Source organism: gamma proteobacterium symbiont of Axiagastus rosmarus (assembly GCF_059730925.1).
Map to the genome: position 1 here is coordinate 3,432,017 of NZ_AP035925.1, position 19,394 is coordinate 3,451,410.

Annotated in this window: 19 protein-coding genes and 1 pseudogene; 17 read left to right on the forward strand and 3 right to left on the reverse strand. The window is 52.0% G+C overall.

Features of this window, described 5'->3' with window-relative positions:
- Positions 1-11 precede the first annotated feature (11 nt).
- Complete coding sequence (locus tag AC6I8F_RS16245; RefSeq protein WP_498028237.1) at positions 12-1,217, reverse strand: MFS transporter; 1,206 nt, start codon at positions 1,215-1,217, stop codon at positions 12-14.
- A gap of 138 nt (positions 1,218-1,355) precedes the next feature.
- On the opposite strand from AC6I8F_RS16245, the gene AC6I8F_RS16250 reads away from it, so the two are divergent.
- From AC6I8F_RS16250 to AC6I8F_RS16320, 15 genes are all read left to right on the forward strand, one after another.
- Positions 1,356-3,098, forward strand: a complete 1,743-nt coding sequence (locus AC6I8F_RS16250; RefSeq protein ID WP_498028238.1) for an IucA/IucC family protein — start codon at positions 1,356-1,358, stop codon at positions 3,096-3,098.
- Positions 3,098-4,045, forward strand: coding sequence for a GNAT family N-acetyltransferase (locus tag AC6I8F_RS16255; protein WP_498028239.1), 948 nt, complete (start codon positions 3,098-3,100; stop codon positions 4,043-4,045). Before AC6I8F_RS16250 ends, AC6I8F_RS16255 begins: the two co-directional genes overlap by 1 nt.
- Positions 4,045-5,769: an aerobactin synthase IucC gene (iucC, locus tag AC6I8F_RS16260; protein ID WP_498028240.1), complete on the forward strand. Its 1,725-nt coding sequence runs from the start codon at positions 4,045-4,047 to the stop codon at positions 5,767-5,769. The genes AC6I8F_RS16255 and iucC overlap by 1 nt, the downstream gene beginning before the upstream one ends.
- Complete coding sequence (locus tag AC6I8F_RS16265; protein WP_498028241.1) at positions 5,766-7,091, forward strand: lysine N(6)-hydroxylase/L-ornithine N(5)-oxygenase family protein; 1,326 nt, start codon at positions 5,766-5,768, stop codon at positions 7,089-7,091. Before iucC ends, AC6I8F_RS16265 begins: the two co-directional genes overlap by 4 nt.
- A 26-nt stretch (positions 7,092-7,117) precedes the next feature.
- Entirely contained in the window at positions 7,118-9,307 is a 2,190-nt protein-coding gene (locus AC6I8F_RS16270; RefSeq protein WP_498028242.1) for a TonB-dependent siderophore receptor, read from the forward strand.
- 1,679 nt (positions 9,308-10,986) lie between these two features.
- Entirely contained in the window at positions 10,987-11,877 is an 891-nt protein-coding gene (locus tag AC6I8F_RS16275; protein WP_498027429.1) for an integrase domain-containing protein, read from the forward strand.
- On the forward strand, positions 11,870-12,121 hold the full coding sequence (locus tag AC6I8F_RS16280) for a hypothetical protein (protein WP_141097286.1): 252 nt from the start codon (positions 11,870-11,872) through the stop codon (positions 12,119-12,121). The genes AC6I8F_RS16275 and AC6I8F_RS16280 overlap by 8 nt, the downstream gene beginning before the upstream one ends.
- Positions 12,122-12,441: 320 nt before the next feature.
- A complete protein-coding gene (locus AC6I8F_RS16285; RefSeq protein WP_088515970.1) occupies positions 12,442-12,858 on the forward strand; it encodes a hypothetical protein in 417 nt (138 codons plus the stop codon).
- A gap of 88 nt (positions 12,859-12,946) precedes the next feature.
- A complete protein-coding gene (locus AC6I8F_RS16290) occupies positions 12,947-13,312 on the forward strand; it encodes a hypothetical protein (RefSeq protein ID WP_088515971.1) in 366 nt (121 codons plus the stop codon).
- Between the two features lie 78 nt (positions 13,313-13,390).
- Positions 13,391-13,708, forward strand: coding sequence for a hypothetical protein (locus tag AC6I8F_RS16295; RefSeq protein WP_088515972.1), 318 nt, complete (start codon positions 13,391-13,393; stop codon positions 13,706-13,708).
- 109 nt (positions 13,709-13,817) lie between these two features.
- Positions 13,818-14,126 carry a hypothetical protein gene (locus tag AC6I8F_RS16300; RefSeq protein ID WP_059009494.1) on the forward strand — a complete coding sequence of 103 codons (309 nt, stop codon included), beginning with the start codon at positions 13,818-13,820 and terminating at the stop codon, positions 14,124-14,126.
- 80 nt (positions 14,127-14,206) lie between these two features.
- A complete protein-coding gene (locus tag AC6I8F_RS16305) occupies positions 14,207-14,818 on the forward strand; it encodes a hypothetical protein (RefSeq protein WP_088515973.1) in 612 nt (203 codons plus the stop codon).
- Positions 14,819-14,889: 71 nt separating this feature from the next.
- Entirely contained in the window at positions 14,890-15,873 is a 984-nt protein-coding gene (locus AC6I8F_RS16310) for an ArdC family protein (RefSeq protein ID WP_498028243.1), read from the forward strand.
- A 96-nt stretch (positions 15,874-15,969) separates the two neighbouring features.
- The gene (locus AC6I8F_RS16315) at positions 15,970-16,920 is read left to right on the forward strand and encodes a DUF1281 domain-containing protein (protein WP_088515975.1); all 951 of its coding nucleotides are present in this window, start codon (positions 15,970-15,972) and stop codon (positions 16,918-16,920) included.
- Between the two features lie 126 nt (positions 16,921-17,046).
- On the forward strand, positions 17,047-17,748 hold the full coding sequence (locus tag AC6I8F_RS16320) for an N-6 DNA methylase (protein WP_059009485.1): 702 nt from the start codon (positions 17,047-17,049) through the stop codon (positions 17,746-17,748).
- Positions 17,749-17,795: 47 nt separating this feature from the next.
- Here AC6I8F_RS16320 and AC6I8F_RS16325 read toward each other — a convergent pair whose 3' ends face one another.
- Positions 17,796-17,978: a hypothetical protein gene (locus AC6I8F_RS16325; protein WP_059009483.1), complete on the reverse strand. Its 183-nt coding sequence runs from the start codon at positions 17,976-17,978 to the stop codon at positions 17,796-17,798.
- Positions 17,975-18,216, reverse strand: a pseudogene (locus AC6I8F_RS16330) (DNA polymerase III subunit theta). The gene AC6I8F_RS16325 and the pseudogene AC6I8F_RS16330 overlap by 4 nt, the downstream one beginning before the upstream one ends.
- 54 nt (positions 18,217-18,270) lie before the next feature.
- Here AC6I8F_RS16330 and AC6I8F_RS16335 point away from each other — a divergent pair.
- Both AC6I8F_RS16335 and AC6I8F_RS16340 read left to right on the forward strand, forming a co-directional pair.
- The gene (locus tag AC6I8F_RS16335) at positions 18,271-18,900 is read left to right on the forward strand and encodes an SOS response-associated peptidase family protein (protein WP_088515977.1); all 630 of its coding nucleotides are present in this window, start codon (positions 18,271-18,273) and stop codon (positions 18,898-18,900) included.
- A gap of 243 nt (positions 18,901-19,143) precedes the next feature.
- Positions 19,144-19,359, forward strand: coding sequence for a hypothetical protein (locus tag AC6I8F_RS16340; RefSeq protein WP_059009479.1), 216 nt, complete (start codon positions 19,144-19,146; stop codon positions 19,357-19,359).
- Positions 19,360-19,394: the final 35 nt, after the last annotated feature.

Here is a 19,394-nt window from a genome sequence, read left to right on the forward strand (position 1 = left end):
TTCCTTCCTTTTCAACGCGCGCCATGAGACGTAGATCTTAATACTTGCCATGAGGCCACCATCAGAAACAGCAGCGATGCCACAAATGCACCTGCCAGCAGGCTATGTTGCCCGCTTACTGACGTCATTAACGGAACCAGCAAAGCGCAGAGACCATAACCCAGCGTGTGGCTGGTCGCGATCAACCCCGCTCCCTTGCCGATTGAGAGTTTTTGGTTAAGCAGGAGCTGGTATGCCGGCGTAGCCATTGCAGCACCAAATGAGGTCACTGCTATTCCAGCGTAAAGCGACGGCAGATTTCCGCACACCATCATGATCAAACCTGCGGCCATAACGACCGCAGCAGCCAGCAGCAGGGGTTCCACAGCCAGTCGTTGTGGCCGCACAACCAGGAATTGCGCCAGCAGCGTGCTCATGGCAGCCAGACTCAGCAACCTGGCGATATGGTGACTGATAGCATCAGATAACGTCACAATCTTACCCACCGCCGGTGCAAGGCCGATCTGCATCATGCTTATAGCAGCAGCGAGCAACAAAGCGAGACTCAGCAAGGGCAGCAGTCCCATATGGAAACACGTGGATTGATGCTGCGTTGTCGTCAGAGGCGGATCGTTATACTGACCACTGATCAACAGTAAGGCGATTAACGGTGCCAGCGCCATAAGCCAGATGGGAGCCAATGGGTGAAAGCCCAGGACAAGCGCCGCCAGAGGGGGGCCCAGCAATCTGCCACAACTCAGCCCGGAACTGATGGTTGCCAGCGCCGCCATGCGCTTCTCAGAACCCGCGCGTTGCATCGCCCACGTTTGCGCGGCCGGAACCATGCCAGAGACAGTCAGACCATAGATCAGACGTGAGAAGATGAGTCCAACAAGTCCTGTTGCCGGGCCGATGATTTTTGCTGACAGACCTGATACTACCAGCGCCATCACGCTGAAACTCAGCAGGTAACCCACGAGAGAAGCGGTCACCACGAATTTACAGCCCTTCACCTCGGACACCCGCCCCCACCAGGAAGATGCCGGTAGAAAAAGCATGGAGCCAAACAGCAATAACCCCGCCCAAACTGAGAGTGTCAGGTTGGTCATTGCCACCAGCTGGGGCAGCATAACCAGTAAGCCATTCTGACCAATTCCAAGCAAACTGGCACATAAAGCCAGTAACCAATTGGATTTACTTATCAGTCTTGAATTAAACAGATTCGCAATAGATTCCATAAATAATGTAAAGACATCGTTAAAATCATGGGTATATGTGATTACTTAAGTATGGAAATATTACAAAAACAGTTGCCAATGTAAATGAAATACTTATCATAACGATAATCATTATCAATTGCTGATTGAGATTGTCTTATGAATGATTTGGCCCATACCTCTGCTGTAGACGTAGCAGCACAGTGTTTTCTGAATGCACTTCTCCGGGAAACACGGGACTGGCAGTATGTTGCGGGCGCAGCGCATAACCAAAAGCAACACATCCTTCTGCCGCTTGCGTCAACTGAACAGATCTGCCTGCCACTACGATATTTCTCCCTTACTCAGCATCACCAGTATCAGTTTCCCGCCCTGCTCATCAGCCCGGCGTATCCCGAAGGACAATCTGTTAGTTTTGAGACGCTGGTATCGCTGATTCTGGCAAAACCCGCGATCCGTGCAGAGCTGAGCAGCAACATTACCGGGCGATTTCAGCAACGTGTTTATGAAAGCCACGCGCATACCTGGCAGGCTATCAACCTGCGCCATCGCTGGCCTGACTTACGGCTACGCCCGCTGTCATTCTCTGAGGCCGAGCAGGCACTGCTGGTTGGCCACGCGTTCCATCCGGCACCCAAATCACACCAGCCATTCAACGAAGCTGAAGCTCGCCGCTATTTGCCCGATTTCGCTTCAAGCTTTCCGCTGCACTGGTTCTCCGTTGATAGCCAGTATGTCGCCGGTGAAAGCCTCGGATTATCGCTGCGCACGCGTCTGCTGCGCTTTGCTGCGCAGAGCGCCCCCGACTTGCTGAGCCAGTTCACCGATACGCATTGGCTGATCCCTATGCATCCCTGGCAGGCACAGCATTTGCTGTCGCAGGCGTGGTGCCAGCAACTGGTCATCTGCGGCGCAGTTATCGATTTGGGTGAAAACGGCAGGGCATGGTTACCCACCAGCTCATCCCGATCGCTTTACTGCTCTGCCAGCAATGACATGATTAAGTTTTCGCTTAGCGTTCGCCTGACCAACTCGGTACGCACGTTATCTGTCAAAGAAGTCAGGCGCGGTATGCGTCTGGCACGTCTGGCTCAGACGCCTCGCTGGCAAACACTCCAGGCGCAACATCCAACCATGCGTGTCATGCAGGAGGACGGCTGGGCAGGATTGCGGTCTGCTGATGGTGTCATCCAGGAAGAGAGTCTGATGGCGTTTCGCGTCAACCTGCTGTTCGACACCCCTCAGACTCAGACTAATGTGCTGGTCAGCCTGACCCAGGCCGCACCGGACGGCGGGGACAGCCTGCTGGCAGCAGCAGTAAAACGACTCAGCGCCAGACTGGGGTTGTCATTACGCCAGGCTGCACAGTGCTGGCTTACCGCCTACTGCGATCACGTCCTGCTTCCCCTGTTCAGCACAGAGGCCAATTTCGGACTGGTCCTGCTTGCTCACCAGCAAAACATCCTCGTGGAAATGCAGCAGGATTTACCGACAGGACTGCTGTATCGCGACTGTCAGGGTAGCGGTTTCACGGACAATGCCCGGAACTGGCTGGCGGAAATTGATGAAGCTGACGCAGAAAATTGCTTCAGCCGCGAACAGGTCTTGCGCTATTTCCCTTACTACCTGCTGGTGAACTCTACACTGGCTGTCACTGCGGCGCTGGGTGCTGCGGGTTTTGAGACCGAGCAGCAGCTGATGGAGACGGTGCGCGAGAAACTGGCCGCATTACGGCCCCGTGTTCTTGATAAGCAAAGCCTTGATTATGTGCTCGCAAGCAAACACTGGAACTGCAAGGGCAACTTCCATTGTTACCTCCACGATCACAACGAAAACACCATCGCCGACCCGGCAGTCATCTATTTCGACTTTCAAAATCCGTTCTACAGGGAGAATGCGTGATGCCGCAGGCCAATATTGTTCATGATAATCATGGTTTTCAGTGCACCCTGACCAACCAGCCTTTGCCATTAATGCTGGGGCTGGATAACAGTGCATCGTTACAGTTGATGGCAAATATGCCCGATGGCTGGCTTGCTGATGCGATTGACCAGTTGCTGGTTGCAGCACCGCATCTCAGCGGCGTCCATCTTCCCTGGGCGCAGTGGCAGCATGAACCCCAGGCACAGGCGCTGTTTGACGCCATATCGGGTGATTATCTCGCGCGTGAGGTCTTCTGGCAGTTGCCGTTGTGGCTCCGGGGTGCAATGGCGACTGCGAACGAAAAAATGCAGTTTGACCGGGAACGGCAGATTTATTATCCGGTGCGACCGGCCAGACCCGTCGGCGAGGTTTACCGCCGCTACGATCCGCAAATCAAACGGACGCTCAGTTTCCGCCTTGCGGATGTGGCTCAGGACGCGGAGCGATTCACCCACTGGATGAATACGCCGCGCGTTAATGCTTTCTGGGAGATGGCTGCCCCCCAGGCAGAGCTGGAAGCTTACCTGCACAAACAACTCGACTCGTCTTACTGCTACCCGCTGATTGGCTGTTTCGACGAGCAGCCCTTTGGCTACTTCGAAGTCTACTGGGCGGCGGAAGATCGTATCGGCCGCCATTATCGCTGGCACACCTTTGACCGCGGTCTGCATATGCTGGTTGGCGAAGAAGCATGGCGTGGTGCGCACTTTATCCGTAGCTGGTTACGTGGGCTGACGCATTATTTGTTTCTGGACGAACCACGCACCCGGCGTGTTGTTGCTGAACCTCGCTACGATAATCAGCGTCTGTTCCGTCACCTGCCCGTTGCTGGGTATCACACCAGCAAAGAATTCGATTTTCCTCATAAGCGTTCCCGTCTGGTTATCAACGAACGCCAGCGCTTCTTCACGGAGGTGGGGCTGTGATGTGGGAACGCGTTAATCGCGAAATGATCGCGAAAATCCTCGCTGAACTGGAGTATGAACAAGCGTTGCCTGCCAGCGAGATAACACCCGATCGATGGGCAATCGCGGCTGGCACAGCGCGCTGGGAATTCAGCGCACGCCGCGGCATCTGGGGATGGCTGCATATTGATCCTGAGTCGTTGCACGGCGGACCTGCCGAAGCTGATGCGCTGCTGCGCCAGCTCGCCGTGGTGCTGGAAATGACCGATGCCCAGACCGCTGAACACCTGGAAGATCTCTACGCCACACTGCGCGGGGATTTACAGCTGCTGGAAGCACGTCAGGGAATGAACGCCGAAGGCCTGATCGGCCTCCCGCCGGATGAGCTTCAATGCCTGCTGAGTGGACATCCGAAGTTCATCTTCAATAAAGGCCGACGCGGATGGGGTATCGATGCGCTACGCGCCTATGCCCCGGAATATCGCAACGCCTTCCGCCTGCACTGGATAGCCGTCCGTCGCGACCGGTTTATCTGGAGCAGTGATAATGTCGGCGATATTACCGTACTGCTTGCCAGTGCCATGCAGGATGCAGAGCTAATGCGGTTCCACCAGCGCTGGCAGTCATTACAGCTGGACGACAGTTGGCTGCCGCTGCCCGTGCATCCCTGGCAATGGCAACAAAAAATCGCCCTCCATTTCCTGCCTGATATCGCCCGCGGGGAGTTAGTGGATCTGGGTGAGTTTGGTGACCATTATCTCGCTCAGCAGTCGCTGCGCACGCTGACCAACATCAGCCACGCCTCACCGTTTGATATCAAGCTGCCATTGACGATTTACAACACCTCCTGCTATCGCGGCATTCCAGGCAAGTACATCGCCGCCGGGCCGCTGGCATCAGGCTGGTTGCAGCAACAGTTTGCCGCGGATGAAACGCTCCGCGCGACAGGCGCACAGATTCTTGCCGAACCGGCAGCCGGGTATCTGGCTCATGCAGGCTACGCGGCATTGCCCGGTGCACCTTATCGTTATCAGGAAATGCTCGGCGTCATCTGGCGGGAAAATCCCTCCTGTTATTTGCAGGAGGGCGAGCAGGCAGTGCTAATGGCCGCGCTGATGGAGACGGATAATGCGGGACACCCTCTGATTGCTGCGTGGATCAGGCGCTCAGGACTGGATGCAGAAAGCTGGCTCCGCCAGATGTTTACCGTCGTGGTCATCCCCTTCTATCACCTGATGTGCCGCTACGGCGTGGCGCTGATAGCACATGGTCAGAACGTGACCCTGGTGATGAAGGACAATATCCCACAGCGAATTTTTCTCAAGGATTTTCAGGGCGATATGCGGCTGGTCGATAAAGACTTTCCGGAAACAGCGTCTTTACCCACAGTCGTAAAGGACGTGACCGCGCGCCTGAGTGCAGACTATCTGATTCATGACTTGCAGACCGGGCATTTCGTCACCGTATTGCGCTTTATTTCACGCCTCACGTTGCAAACCGGCATCAGCGAAGCGCAGTTCTACCGGCTGCTGGCGAATGTGATCCGGCAATACATGGATGAACATCCTGAGATGGCGGATCGCTTCGATCTCTTCGATCTGTTTAAGCCGCAGATCATCCGCGTTGTCCTCAACCCGGTAAAACTCACTTTTTCTGAACATGACGTCGGCAGCCGCATGCTGCCGAATTACCTCACCGATCTTGATAACCCTCTGTATCTGGTCACCCGGGAGTCAGCAAAATGAAGACGTATGATTTCATTGGCATAGGTATTGGTCCCTTCAATCTTAGCGTCGCCGCCCTGGCTGAAGGGCTGGAAGGCTTCAGTTCCCTCTTCCTCGAACGCAAACCTCATTTCGCCTGGCATCCGGGTATGATGGTGCCCGATTGCGCCATGCAAACCAGCTTCCTCAAAGATCTGGTGAGTGCCGTCGATCCAACCAATCGCTACAGCTTCGTTAATTATCTGGTACAGCGAAAAAAATTCTACCGCTTCCTGACGACCGAGCAGCGCACGGTATCCCGTGAGGAATTTTCTGATTACCTAAGCTGGGCCGCTAATAGCCTGAGTAATCTGGCGTTCAGCCAGCAGGTGACGAAAGTCAGTTTCGATGACACAACACGGCTGTTTACCATTGAGACCACTCAGGGCAGATACCAGGCCCGCCATGTATGCCTCGGTATCGGAAAGCAGGCAAAAATGCCCGGCTGTGTCACTGAGCAGAGTGACCGTTGCTTCCACGCCAGCGAAATGATGCTGCGCAGGCCGAATCTGCAAGGTCAGCGCGTCACCATCATCGGTGGTGGACAGAGCGGAGCCGATCTTTTTCTCAATATCTTCCGTGGCGAATGGGGGCAACCGGCTGCGCTGAGTTGGGTCTCGCGCCGGAATAACTTCAATGCGCTGGATGAAGCTGCCTTCGCCAATGAGTACTTTACCCCGGAATATCTCGAAAGTTTTTCCACGCTAAACGAAAGCGCACGTCAGCAAATGCTGAATGAACAGAAAATGACGTCGGACGGTATAACCAGCGAATCGCTGCTTGCCATCTATCGCGCGATGTATCACCGGTTTGAAGTTCTGCGTGAACAACCGTGGGCGCATCTGCTGCCATCGCGTACGGTAACCCATGTTGCTGCACAACAGAACCCGCTGCAGTTGACGCTGTGTCATCAGCTCGATCACGGCGAAGAACAGCTGACAACCGACGTGGCGGTTTTCGCCACCGGTTACAGCCCGGCACGCCCTGCCTTCCTGGCACCGATAGCACACCGCTTCCAGCTGGACCGGGATGAAAGTTTTCATATCAACACCGATTTCACCCTTAACTGGGACGGCCCACAGAGTAACAACCTGTTCGCCGTTAATGCCGGGATGCAAAGTCTTGGCATTGCAGAACCCCAGCTCAGCCTGATGGCCTGGCGCGCTGCACGCATTCTCAATCGCGCACATCCAGATGCCCCCTTCGAGCTGGCTACCACCCCTGGCGTTATCCACTGGCGTACACAGCCGCCTGCGGTTCATGGTCAGGATCATCCACACACCGTTAATGCAGTTCAGTACTGAACATTTTCTCGGGAATAAAATAAAAAATGAAACAGCCGTATCTCTGGGTTTTAAAACCGTGTTTGCTCGCCATGCTCTCTTCCAGCGCCTGGGCGGAAGAGGCAAAAGAAGATCAGATGGTGGTCTCTGCCAGCCGAACGCATCGCAGCGTCGCGGAAATGGCGCAGACCACATGGATTATTGAACAGGCCGAAATTGAGCAACAGGTTCAGGGCGGTAAAGAGCTGAAGGAAGTACTGGCGCAGCTCATCCCCGGAATGGACGTCAGCAGCCAGGGACGCACCAACTATGGTATGAATACGCGTGGCCGTTCGATCATGGTGATGGTTGACGGTGTCCGCCTCAACTCGTCACGCAGCGATAGCCGCCAGCTGGATTCCATCGATCCTTTCAACATTGAGCGCATTGAGGTGATCTCTGGCGCAACGTCACTCTATGGTGGCGGCAGTACCGGTGGACTGATCAACATCGTGACCAAAAAAGGCCAGGCCGGAACAGAAGCTGAGTTCCAGACCGGGATGAAAAGTGGCTTCAACAGTCACAACGATCATGATGAGAATGTGGCAGCGGCCATCAGCGGCGGTACCGACAAAGCCTCCGGCCGTTTGTCAGTGGCTTATCAGCGCTATGGCGGCTGGTATGACGGCAACGGTGATGAGGTGATTATTGATAATACCCAGACCGGACTACAGTATTCCGACCGTCTGGATATCATGGGCACCGGTACGCTAAATATTGATGAAAACCAGCAACTGCAACTGACGACACAATATTTTAAAAGCGAGTCCGACGGCAAACACGGTCTTTATCTGGGGGAAAATTTCTCGGCGGTTACCGGCTCAGCAAACGCCTGGAATGCCGGGAACCTGAATTCAGATCGCCTGCCCGGCACTGAACGTCATCTGATTAACCTGCAATATTCAAACACGGATTTTCTCGGCCAGGATTTAGTGGCGCAGATCTTTTATCGCGATGAGGACCTGACGTTCTACCCCTTCCCGACACTCAGCGGCGGACGCGTCACCAGCATCGGTGCTTCACAGCAGAAAACCGATTTCTACGGTGGCAAGCTGACCATTAACAGCAAACCGGTTGATGCGCTGACCCTGACATATGGTGTGGATGCGGAACATGAATCCTTTGATGCGAATCAGCAATTTTTTGATCTGAACACCGCGGCCCAAAGCGGCGGGATGACACTGAAAAATGCCTATAACGTCGGGCGTTATCCGGGTTATAGCATTACCAACCTCGCGCCCTTCCTGCAATCAAGTTATGACTTTGCTGCCATCACACTGAGCGGCGGTGTTCGTTATCAGTACACCAAAAACAAAGTGGATGATTTCGTGGGTTATGCTCAGCAACAGGCAATCGCTACCGGACGGGCGACATCGGCAGACGCGGTTCCCGGAGGTTCGACCGATTACAATAACCTGCTATTCAATGCCGGCATACTGGGACGAATTACCGAGCGCCAGCAGGTGTGGTTCAACTTCTCACAAGGTTTTGAAATCCCCGATCTGGCGAAATATTACGGTTCAGGCACCTACCAGCTGGCGAACGGTCATTACAATCTGACTAACAGCGTTAATGTTAACGATTCCAAAATGGAAGGAATTAAAGTTGATGCTTACGAGCTTGGCTGGCGCTTTACCGGCGATAACCTCCTTACCCAGCTGGCGGCCTACTATTCACTGTCTGATAAAACCATCAGCATCAATAAAACCGATATGACCATCAATCTGGACGATGACAAACGCCGGATTTATGGGGTCGAAGGGCAGATCGATTATTTCTTCAGTGACAGCGACTGGAGCACCGGTTCCAACTTCAACATCATCAAATCGGAAACCCGTGTAGACGGGAAGTGGGAAAAACTCACGATAGACAGCGCCAGCCCGTCCAAGGTGAGCGCCTGGGTTAACTGGGCACCGGGGAACTGGAGCCTGCGGGTGCAGAGTACGCAAACATTCGACGTTTCTGATGCGGATGGCAAGAAAATCGATGGCTATAACACCGTCGATCTACTCGGTAGTTATGACCTGCCGGTGGGGAAACTCAGTTTCAGCGTCGAGAACTTACTTGATAAAAACTACACCACGGTATGGGGCCAGCGGGCACCGGGACTTTACAGCCCGACATACGGCGATGCAGGGCTTTACACCTACAAAGGGCGCGGCAGAACCTTTGGCCTGAATTATTCCGTACTGTTCTGACCTAAGCTTAAGGTGCCCTGTAATGCGGGCACCTGTTTTTATACTGGCAAAAATTATTTATTCTTTCTCTCGGACTGTCTACATTGCTAAATTTCCAGGCTGCATAAAAATAAGTATGGAATTTTTTATTTTTTATTAAATAATTTAAGTAAAGTCATGGTTATTTTTTGTGATTTAAAATAACTTCAGGGCTTGCTAATAAAATCCGAAATTGAATTTCGGATCGACAAATGAATCCCCGCCGATGCCCCCTTGATATTATAATAAAGACCAAGCTCTACTTTTAATCAGTAACGTAAGCTCATGCGTCATATCTGAATGGATTTAAATTTCATCTTGCGGATTGAAAATGATTCTTTAGATTATCTTGCAAGCCTTTATATTTAATTAAAGTGAATTATCTCACTATTTTCACGAGATGAAAGCGAATGAAACAATTTTTTCAATGAATTTTATTCTTGTTTAGTTTTAATTTATAATGCTGAGATGCGTTTAAGATACTGACATCGCATTGAACATTCCAGTAATGCGCATAATATTTTCATCATTTGTCAACTTCAGCCATTCACACTATTAAACCCTGAGCAATCCGAAGCGGAGAGGATTTTTTTTTGCAATTAATAAGGTGAGTGTGAGTAATGTCATTTTTGTGCAAAATCGTGTTAACTGGTGACTGCCTGAACATATTAATCACCTGATGGAGCGGTCCTGTTCATCCGTATACACGCGGAAAATACCTCGATTCTTTTCAGAGGGAATCAGGCTGCGCATATATGTTAATGACAGAAGCTACTTGAAAAAGGATCATGGTCCGATCTACTATCTGCACCGTTGTACCGTTGTGTAAAGCAACATGCCAATGTCCCGGCAATCTGAGAGGGACGCCTTCGGGTGATTGCATGCCAAAACCGTCATGACCTGAGAGACGGAGCCTTCGGGCGGTAAAACCCGTTAGCCTTTGAAAATGGGGATCGTGTTTACAGCGATAAAGGATATCCCTTCACAAACAAGCTGTCTCTGACAGCCTTTCTGCAGACGCCTCTGTCTGTTTTCTTCGTTTCGTCTCAATTTTTGACGACTGCATCCGTTGCAAACTTTGCGGCGTGGGTGTGACCATTTGGAACATTTGGGCATTTTCCACGACTGCATTGAGAGCAGAGGAGCGCGGCGTCACTTGCGTTCGAGTGAAACGAGTACCAAGTGACGCGCGCAGCGCATAACTGGCAGCGCTGACGCACTGCCGTTTAAACAACTTCTTTACCAACTGACCAACACGTACTCAAAGGTTTTAAGCGCCTTAAAGACGTACTTCATTCACCGTTTGTTCATTTATCAATCAAACGTCTTAGCCGTGAAAACGGCCCGGGACTTCATTAAAAGAGGAGAAAATCGACACGATATCGATGGCGACACCAGTCAGCATACTGGTGTGTGGAAGCAGACTGATTCATTTCAGCCCGGTGCAAACCGCGAACAGGTCAGAGACCTGGGGAGCTTCGCAATAACTCAACATTTCGCCGCCCCGATGCACAGATATCTGTCGAGACGCAGGAAGCGCAACCACAAACCGTGCCGTCGGGGTGAAATTCATCGTCTGTAGCTGTGGCGCAGCCGGTGTCAGTGCTTTTCCGTTTACGCAGACGGAAAAGCACTGACACCTGTTTAAATGGAGGGGGATTATGGCAAAACTGAATAAAAATCTTAAAACGCTTGCCAGACAGGCGGGCGGAAGTTTTAAAACTGTTTCTGACCGAATGAAAATTGCTGACAGGTTTGCCGAGCGTTTATTAAGGCTTAATGTTCAAATCAGAGATATAAGGAACATTAAAACGTCGCATATCGAACTGTATATGAAAAGTCGCCTTTCAGAAGAAATTTCCAGGCGCACACTTCAAAATGAAATGGCGGCGATCCGCGCTTTACTGCGGGTTGCAGGAAAGACATTCATGGCTAATCCTTCTCATGAAAAACTGAGCAACCAGGCCCTGGGCATTTCGGAAACGAGCCGGGACGGAACGAAGGTTGCCATTCCCGATAATTATTTTCGGCAGGTATTAACGAGTGTAGAGCAAAAGGATGAGGGCATTGCCTGCGCAATGAGGCTATCCCGATTACTCGGTTTAAGAACGGAAGAAACAGTTCAGTCTGCTAAATCATTGCGTACCTGGCAAAAAGCGTTACTGAATGGGGACGAAAAAATACGCATTGTATTCGGTACAAAAGGAGGGCGCCCAAGAGATACCACGGTATTAGATCGTGATGCGACTCTGGCTGCAATCAATGCGTCTCTTAAACATCTGAGTGAAAATAATGGCAAGTTAATCGATAAACCATCATTACACACGGCTATTGAACGCTATCGCAATGTCGTCCGTGAATCAGGATTAACCGGCAAATATGCACCCCATAGTTTACGTTATGCGTACTCTGTTGATGTTATGAATCTCCATATGAAAAATGGTTTTACTAAAGAAGAGGCGCAGGCTCTTGCATCAATGGATCTGGGACATGGCGATGGCAGGGGACATTACGTGGCGCGTGTTTATAACAAGGTTGAGCTTCATGAATAAGCATGGTTTTATTTCTGGTAAAGTTTCGATTATTTGTCGTGTGCTTTTAGGATTTAAAGTAAACGTTTCACGCATTATCGACAGGGGACATTACGAGGTGGCCTGTCTACAGGAGGCTTATGCACATTATGGTGACAGGCTCACCCGTACTGATGCCTGTCTGTATTTCACTCAGGGCGCACTGATTGAAACTTTCAGGATTGTGCTGAGTGCAAAAATTAAAGCGGTAAGATCTTTGCGTTGATACTCTTGCCTGAGGTGCGGGAATTGTGTACGCTTATTTTGCTAACGTTGTCTCTGACAACTGCCAATGTTCCGGTGATTTGAGAGGAACGCCTTCGGGTAATCACATGCCAATGCCATCACAACCTGAGAGATGGCGCTTTCGGGCGGTACAAACCTGTTAACCTTTGAAAACAGGGACCCCTGCGGTTAAGGTCCTTTTTACTTCGCTTCACTCTCCTGAACACCTGATTTACTCATCCGGCATTTCTGGCCTGATTCTCACCCTGAGGGATACTTTCCCTTTGGGACGGTTCCCTTTTTTTATAAGGAATCGTACCCATGCATTACACCAAAATGATCAATCCGCTCACGTTACTGAATTGTGATTCATCCGCTTCTGCAAGAATCATGGTGGATTACGTTAAAACTCAGCTTAACGTACGTCTTGGTTACAAACTCATGGTTGACGCCGATCCTCAGGTTCCTGCTGACGGCCTTCCAGACTACCTGACTTTTCTCAGATATGTCGCACATACCGTTGGTTTTGCAACTGAGCATTGCTTCATAAGACACACCTTTGTCGAAGAAGCCGTGAACGAGCTGACGCTCCTGGGGGCAAATGTTCACAGTCGTCACTGGAATACGGCTTTTCACCAGGGCGTTACCCTGTCTCGCCAGGAAAAAGAGCTGGACGACGCTACAGAAGAAGCGCGCAAAATGTTTTATCAGAGCGCCGGTTTTTCTGACATCGCCTGACTGCCTTATCAAACGGACAGTCTTTCACCCTCACGGGACTTCTGTCCCCGTCAGGGACAGATTTCCCCGACGCTTCAGGGAATCCTCAATGAACGATTTAACTCTCACTTCAGATTTTTATCATCGTGCCAGCGAGCGTACCGCTCACAAAGTCGCACTGGCCAAAGCAGAGGGCGAGCTGCTGAGTATCGCAGCGCTTCGCCGTTTTGGCCTGAATACTGGGACAGATGACGACGGCTTTCCGTTTTACGTCTGGGAAATGGCTGCGGTCGCCAGGGACCTGGCTGAACTGCATGTCCGGAAGCTTATACCTGAATCATGGGAGGCATTCTTTAACGGCCTTTGCCGCATGGCAGAAGGTATTGATAAAGAGGCCTGGACATATTTCTACAAAAGCGCAGTCAAAGACGAAAAATGCTTTCTGGCTATGGAAAATAGCGAAGCAGATTTCTGAGGTGATGCACTTAACCCGTATGGGGATTTTCTCCATACGGAGACAAATCCTCTTATTTTTACTGAAGAGGATTTACCTGTGAATACACTGGCATTTAATACGTTATTACTCGTTAAACATAACAGCAGCGAATGGCACCGGATGTGGAGCAGGCTGGCAAAGCACAGATCTAACCGTGCCCTGCAGGACCCGGCTGTTGCTGATAATGACGGTGAAGTCTGGCAGTACATGGAGACAGTGGAAAAACGCGTTCTGTGGTTTGGAAAACGCTACATCCATCGTTTCCGTCATCGTTATCACCCAGCCTGCGGTTGCGCCATGACAGTTCACATTCCTGCCAGCCGAACCTTTAACCCGGACGATCCGGATAACGCTTTATATCATCACTTCGGTTAGTCATTAACCAGACGCCGGCGTCATTTATGACAAAGGCTTTAACCCATGCGGGGACAACCTCCCTGCATCTGCGGTGATGGTTTTCTCCGCATTCATTAAGGAGAAAACCATGAGCAGTATAATGCTGTTACTTATCACCCGCACATCGCGCGCCCTCAGCTGCCTTGCAGAGGCAATGCGTCAGCAGCAGGCTGAATGGTTCACCAACCGCAGCGGACACAGCAGTTTCCGCGCCGAGGTCGTTCAGTCTGAAGGAGGGTTTACCGCCATCATTTCACGCAGAACGGGCTACAGTTCGCGTGACTGGCAGTATCAGCAACTTGGCAGCGCAGGTAAGTTTGCCTCCGCACGTAAGGCTTTACGGGCGGGCCGGCAGATGGCGCAGCAAATGGCCGGATTGCGTTACCGTTTCGACTGAATCTGTTTTTACTGATTAACACTTCCCGGAGGGGCCTTCCCTCCCGGGGAGGTTTCCTCCTTCTTTTATACGGAGGAAATATGATCCGTTTTACTTCTGCTGAACTTCGTCCGCTTTTCACACAGAACCTGGGTATGCAGCGCCCGCTGATACTTGAAAAGAACCTGGGGATTTATCTTCGTGTACCTGATGACAATCATCCCGGAGAGTGGCTGAAAGCCTGGGCTGCAGGGTGTAATCCGTCGGAGGATGCAGACTGGTCAGATCTTGCTGACTCACTGATACCCGAACGGGAATTCTTCTTTCAGACCTTTATTGCGCAGAGCATGTCTGATGCTGTCCTGAATGACCAGCATGATCTGCTCATCAAACCCGTGATCAGTAACCTGAACAATGCGCTGACGCTTCATGTGGAAACGCATCCACCGCTGAAGGTGTATGTACCGGTGAGCGAATATCGTGACCGGACCCGCTGGCTTTACGATCAGTCGCTGCGCCATTTTCATGCCTGTGTAGGTAATGCTGAACGTCTCAGCTGGCGTTCGCAGGCATTACATGTTCTCGACCAGGTCATTCGCCTTGATTCAAAGCGGGCGAAACCCGCCGATCGGGAGATGTTTGACAGTGCGGTCGCGAGCGTACGTGACCGTATTCGTTTGGTTATGGCCGACGGCTCCTTACGTTTTTACTGATTTTTCCACTCACCGGTGGCGCATCGTCCGCCACCGGCCGGGATGCGCCCCGTTTTCAAAGGATGCATCCCATGAAAAAGACAACAGCCCGATCCAAAGCGTCAGCAGTACAGACTACTGACCTGTATCAGCAGGTCACCGATAAAATCATTGTGGCGCTGGAAAATGGCGTGCCGCCCTGGCGGCGCCCGTGGCGTTCGGCTCAGAACGTGCACGGCAGCTGCCTGCCGGTCAATGCCGTAACCGGCCGTGCCTACAGCGGGGTTAACGTTCCCCTGCTCTGGATGGCCGCAGAAGAACACGGTTATACGTCCGATCGCTGGCTGACTTTCCTGCAGGCTAAAACTGCGGGAGGTCACGTCAGGAAGAATGAAACCAGCGCGCTGGCCATTATCTACAAACCGTTTGAGAAACAGGCTAGGGACAGCAGTGATAATCTGCTGTTCCGGGACGGAGAGCCGGTTATGGAGCAACTGACCATGCTGAAGCAACTGCAGCTGTTCAACGTTGAACAGTGTGAGGGCCTGCCTGAATTCGTTAGCGGTGAAGGTGTGGTTTCTGTTCCGGCAGAATCCCCGTCTGAACTCAGCGCGGTACAGCTGAATCAGGTACAGCAGATATTCAGCTCCACGGGAGTCGGGTGCGATCACCGCCGGCAGGACCGCGCTTATTACCGGCCGGGCGCTGACCGCATAGTCATGCCGACGGTATCGCAGTTCCGGACGGAGGCGGACTACTGGTCCACCCTGCTGCATGAACTGGTGCATGCCACCGGGCACGGCAGTCGCCTGAACCGGGAAGGCATTACCTCATCGTCACGGCAGTTTGGTGACCCGGTTTATGCGTTCGAAGAGCTGATAGCGGAAACCGGCAGCGCCTTTCTCTGTGCGGAGCTCGGTATTACCGGCGACGTGCAGCACGAAAGCTATCTTGCCGGCTGGCTGAGAGCACTTCGGGAAGACAAACGGGCAATTTTCCGTGCCTGCCGGTTCGCCCGTGAAGCCTCGGAATATTTACTTGCGCCCCTGAACCGTAATACGCAACAGGCGGCATAATCTGACCCGGCGGCTGCGGCCGCCATCATCCCCCTGAGGGCATCTTCCTCAGGGAGATGCCCTCTTTTCGTTTCAACCGACAAGAGGAGTTTCACAATGTTTTCATGGTGCCAGAACCGCCTGGAAATCACCGGTAAGTCAGTCTGCCTTGATGTTATGCAGCCCTGGATTGCCGGCACGGAAAAACCGCTATACCGCCATGCCGTCCGGCAGGCGATAAAACTGTTTCTCGCTGGCTGTGCCGGCATACTCAAGCCTATCAGGGCCATGGACTATGCGCCGTATCCGATGCTGACCGCTTCAGGTACGGGAGCGCAGACTTCACCTAACCAGGCATTCCAGCACTTTATCGAGCTGCTGGAGCAGGATGCGTGGCTGGACACGAAGACACTCTCCCGCATGGAGAAAATCACGCTGCAGTCCGGCATCGATGCGCTGAAATGGGAAGCCATTCCGTTTTCAGCCCGGCAGATAATGGCGCAGCTGATGGCCGTGCATTATGCCGACTGGTTTGGTGTAGCCGGTGCCGGTGGCCAGTTCGATCCGCAGGAGCGCTGGGAATGGCTCAGCAGTATGCCGGAGACAACCTGCCCCTGTGACATGCTGATGGTGATGCCGTCACGTCTTGCTACCGAACTCAACGGCGATACGGGTCTGTTCAGGGGGCTCAATACATCGTTAGAACTTTACATGCAGCTTTTTGGCATGGAGTTCCCGGCAGGCCATCAGGCCAGCTGGAGCCGTGATGATGTGGGTTCGCTCACGCTGCACTTTGCGTCTCCCTGGTATCCGCCGTCAGGTGAGATCATGGGAGAAATGTCACAGTTGTTTGACTGCGAGATCAGGCACTACTGGATTTCACCGGATGCCGGCACGTCAGGTTACAACTGCTTTGACCGGGGCGATCATGTTGACAGCGGTCCGTACCCGGCTGAGGAGCTACGCCAGTCTGCATCGGGTGATGGTGCCCGTATGTACCTGGTTACGCCTGAACCTGCTTTAGTGCCCGCTGTAACCACAGCGCACTACGGCAGTATCCGCGCATAGCGACAATCCAGAACCGGTAATCCGGCTCTGTCGTCCGGCCACAGCGAAACCTGTGGCCGTTTTTTCACCCCGAAGGGAACACCGTTTCCCTTCAGGAAGCGTGTTCCCTTTTCTGAGGAAGCACGCATGAAACAAGTCATTAATCACGAAAAAGCCTTTCTTAAACTCTTTAATCAGACCGCCCGTTATCACCGCCGGCATCAGGTGTTTGAGGATTTCATCAGCTGTAGCGTCATCGCACTGGAAAATCGCCTGCAGTTCTGTGAAAAGCGTGAACAGAAGTACCTGCGCATCGTGTCCCGTTATGAAAAACCTGACGTCAAAAATTTGGCGCAACTGTTTGCCCATGTGGTGAACGGGCTTGAAGAGGAGCTAGGTGATTTTCTGGGGCGGGTTTTTATGCAGCTCGAGATGGGTGATAAATACCGGGGACAGTTTTTTACCCCGTGGAGCATTGCCCGTATGATGGCTCAGCTTCAGCTTGGGAATATTGAAGAACAGCTGAAGGTTAAACCTTTCATTACCCTCTGGGAACCAGCCTGCGGTGCCGGTTGTATGGTGCTGGCGTACGCCAGCGTGATGATGGAGGCCGGTTATCCACCACACCGTCATCTGTGGTTTTCAGCAACGGACATCGATCCGCTGGCCGCAGGTATGGCTTACATTCAGCTCTCACTGTGCGGCGTAGCCGGAGAGGTCGTGATTGGAAATGCCCTGAGCGATGAGCGGCGAAGGGTTTTACGAACGCCGGTTCATTACTGGGAGCGCTGGCCGGAAAGGTTGCGGAATGTCACTAAAGGGCAAAAACAACTTTTTCACGTAGCTTAAAACTCAGCAGGCAGACCTGAATACAGGTCTGCTTTCTTTTGGAAATTTTATGCCCGCTTCTCCCTGAGAAGCCGATTGCGAACACCTTTATGCTCCTTTGTTTTTCGGTGCATATAAAGCATGACAGCTTCATCAGAAGTTAGCTTGCCAATGCTGTATCCGAAATAACAATCTTTCGCTACGTGTTCAGATTCGGCTAGCTGCTTTAATTTTTCAATCGGCGTCGTCATTTCTGCTCCTCCTTCTGATAAATCGGGTCAGTACCGCGCGGGAACTTCTGCGCTTCTTGCCGATAGAATTGCAGACGCTCCCGGAATATTCACGCATTTCTTCTGGCTGCTGCCGCTCCACTTCTGCAGGTATTACCGGCAGGTTCATGCGTTCTTTGTAGGCCGCGCCTGACGCAGCTAAATCCACGTTAACTCTGTCGCGTTCTTCCCGCGACCGGGCTGCAAGGTTATGAGACATGATGACTCCTCCGGATGACAGTATACCGCCTATGCTGAATAGCAGGAGGTAATTATGTGTGGACGGTTTGCGCAGTACAGCAGCAGGGATGAATACTTTGAGGCGCTTGGCGCCAGCCCTGAAGAATTAATCCGGGACCCGGAGCCTATCGGGCGGTACAACGTGGCGCCGGGCACAAAGGTCCTGTTACTCAGTGAACGCGATGGGGATCTGGCGTTCGATCCGGTCTACTGGGGCTATGGTCCCGAGTGGTGGGATAAGGCGCCGCTCATAAATGCCCGCAGTGAAACAGCTGCATCAGGGCGCATGTTTAAGCCGTTGTGGGTGCACGGGCGTGCCGTCGTGCCTGCAAACGGCTGGTTTGAGTGGCAAAAAAGTGGTGCCGGAAAACAACCCTACTTCATTCACCACCGTGACAGGCAGCCGCTGTTTTTTGCGGCCATCGGAAAGGCGCCCTTCAATCGGGAGCACGGGCGGGAAGGCTTCGTTATCGTCACCGCGGCCAGCAATCAGGGCATGGTAGACATACATGACCGCCGTCCACTTGTGCTGACTGCAGACGCGGTTCGGGAATGGCTGAGTCATGATACTTCTCCGGCGCGCGCTGCGGAGATCGCGCGGACCAGCGCTCTGCCTGAATCCGCCTTTTCGTGGCATCCGGGCGTACAGGCATCAGTCCGATGAGCATGCAGCATGATCTTATGCGTCAACGTGATTAAATATATTTAATTTATGACCAGGAATTTTGCCATCAAAATTCCTGTTTATTTAACACAAATATAATCAGATATTTTAAGCGGCTTTTCAGGGGTGATTTTTTTAAGCGATCATAACGAAAATAAATAACGCACCGTGAGAAAACAGAGCTATTATGACCGTGTTATTAAAATAATATGAAATCACAGTAGTTTTTCACCCGGGGGTTATATGGTTCACATTGATTTGCGCACACGTGAAGGCGTGATGAAGGCTTATGCTTTCAGGACGCCTGAACAGGCTTTAAGTATGATTGAGAAAATAAAGGACGATGATTTTCAGTGGTTTAATCTGGACTGGGAGGGCAGGAAATTCACCTGCCCGAAAAAGTTTATTAAAAGAATGACAAGCTGGTCTTATATTAAAATGATGCGGGGATTTCTGTAACCCACCTGCCGTTAACAATCTGGGAATAAATATAA

What these genes read in the sequence shown, in the direction of transcription:
- AC6I8F_RS16245 (WP_498028237.1), bottom strand. Translation starts at nt 1,217, where the DNA reads ATGGAATCTATTGCGAATCTGTTTAATTCAAGACTGATAAGTAAATCC.
- AC6I8F_RS16250 (WP_498028238.1), top strand. Translation starts at nt 1,356, where the DNA reads ATGAATGATTTGGCCCATACCTCTGCTGTAGACGTAGCAGCACAGTGT.
- AC6I8F_RS16255 (WP_498028239.1), top strand. Translation starts at nt 3,098, where the DNA reads ATGCCGCAGGCCAATATTGTTCATGATAATCATGGTTTTCAGTGCACC.
- iucC (WP_498028240.1), top strand. Translation starts at nt 4,045, where the DNA reads ATGTGGGAACGCGTTAATCGCGAAATGATCGCGAAAATCCTCGCTGAA.
- AC6I8F_RS16265 (WP_498028241.1), top strand. Translation starts at nt 5,766, where the DNA reads ATGAAGACGTATGATTTCATTGGCATAGGTATTGGTCCCTTCAATCTT.
- AC6I8F_RS16270 (WP_498028242.1), top strand. Translation starts at nt 7,118, where the DNA reads ATGAAACAGCCGTATCTCTGGGTTTTAAAACCGTGTTTGCTCGCCATG.
- AC6I8F_RS16275 (WP_498027429.1), top strand. Translation starts at nt 10,987, where the DNA reads ATGGCAAAACTGAATAAAAATCTTAAAACGCTTGCCAGACAGGCGGGC.
- AC6I8F_RS16280 (WP_141097286.1), top strand. Translation starts at nt 11,870, where the DNA reads ATGAATAAGCATGGTTTTATTTCTGGTAAAGTTTCGATTATTTGTCGT.
- AC6I8F_RS16285 (WP_088515970.1), top strand. Translation starts at nt 12,442, where the DNA reads ATGCATTACACCAAAATGATCAATCCGCTCACGTTACTGAATTGTGAT.
- AC6I8F_RS16290 (WP_088515971.1), top strand. Translation starts at nt 12,947, where the DNA reads ATGAACGATTTAACTCTCACTTCAGATTTTTATCATCGTGCCAGCGAG.
- AC6I8F_RS16300 (WP_059009494.1), top strand. Translation starts at nt 13,818, where the DNA reads ATGAGCAGTATAATGCTGTTACTTATCACCCGCACATCGCGCGCCCTC.
- AC6I8F_RS16305 (WP_088515973.1), top strand. Translation starts at nt 14,207, where the DNA reads ATGATCCGTTTTACTTCTGCTGAACTTCGTCCGCTTTTCACACAGAAC.
- AC6I8F_RS16310 (WP_498028243.1), top strand. Translation starts at nt 14,890, where the DNA reads ATGAAAAAGACAACAGCCCGATCCAAAGCGTCAGCAGTACAGACTACT.
- AC6I8F_RS16315 (WP_088515975.1), top strand. Translation starts at nt 15,970, where the DNA reads ATGTTTTCATGGTGCCAGAACCGCCTGGAAATCACCGGTAAGTCAGTC.
- AC6I8F_RS16320 (WP_059009485.1), top strand. Translation starts at nt 17,047, where the DNA reads ATGAAACAAGTCATTAATCACGAAAAAGCCTTTCTTAAACTCTTTAAT.
- AC6I8F_RS16325 (WP_059009483.1), bottom strand. Translation starts at nt 17,978, where the DNA reads ATGACGACGCCGATTGAAAAATTAAAGCAGCTAGCCGAATCTGAACAC.
- AC6I8F_RS16335 (WP_088515977.1), top strand. Translation starts at nt 18,271, where the DNA reads ATGTGTGGACGGTTTGCGCAGTACAGCAGCAGGGATGAATACTTTGAG.
- AC6I8F_RS16340 (WP_059009479.1), top strand. Translation starts at nt 19,144, where the DNA reads ATGGTTCACATTGATTTGCGCACACGTGAAGGCGTGATGAAGGCTTAT.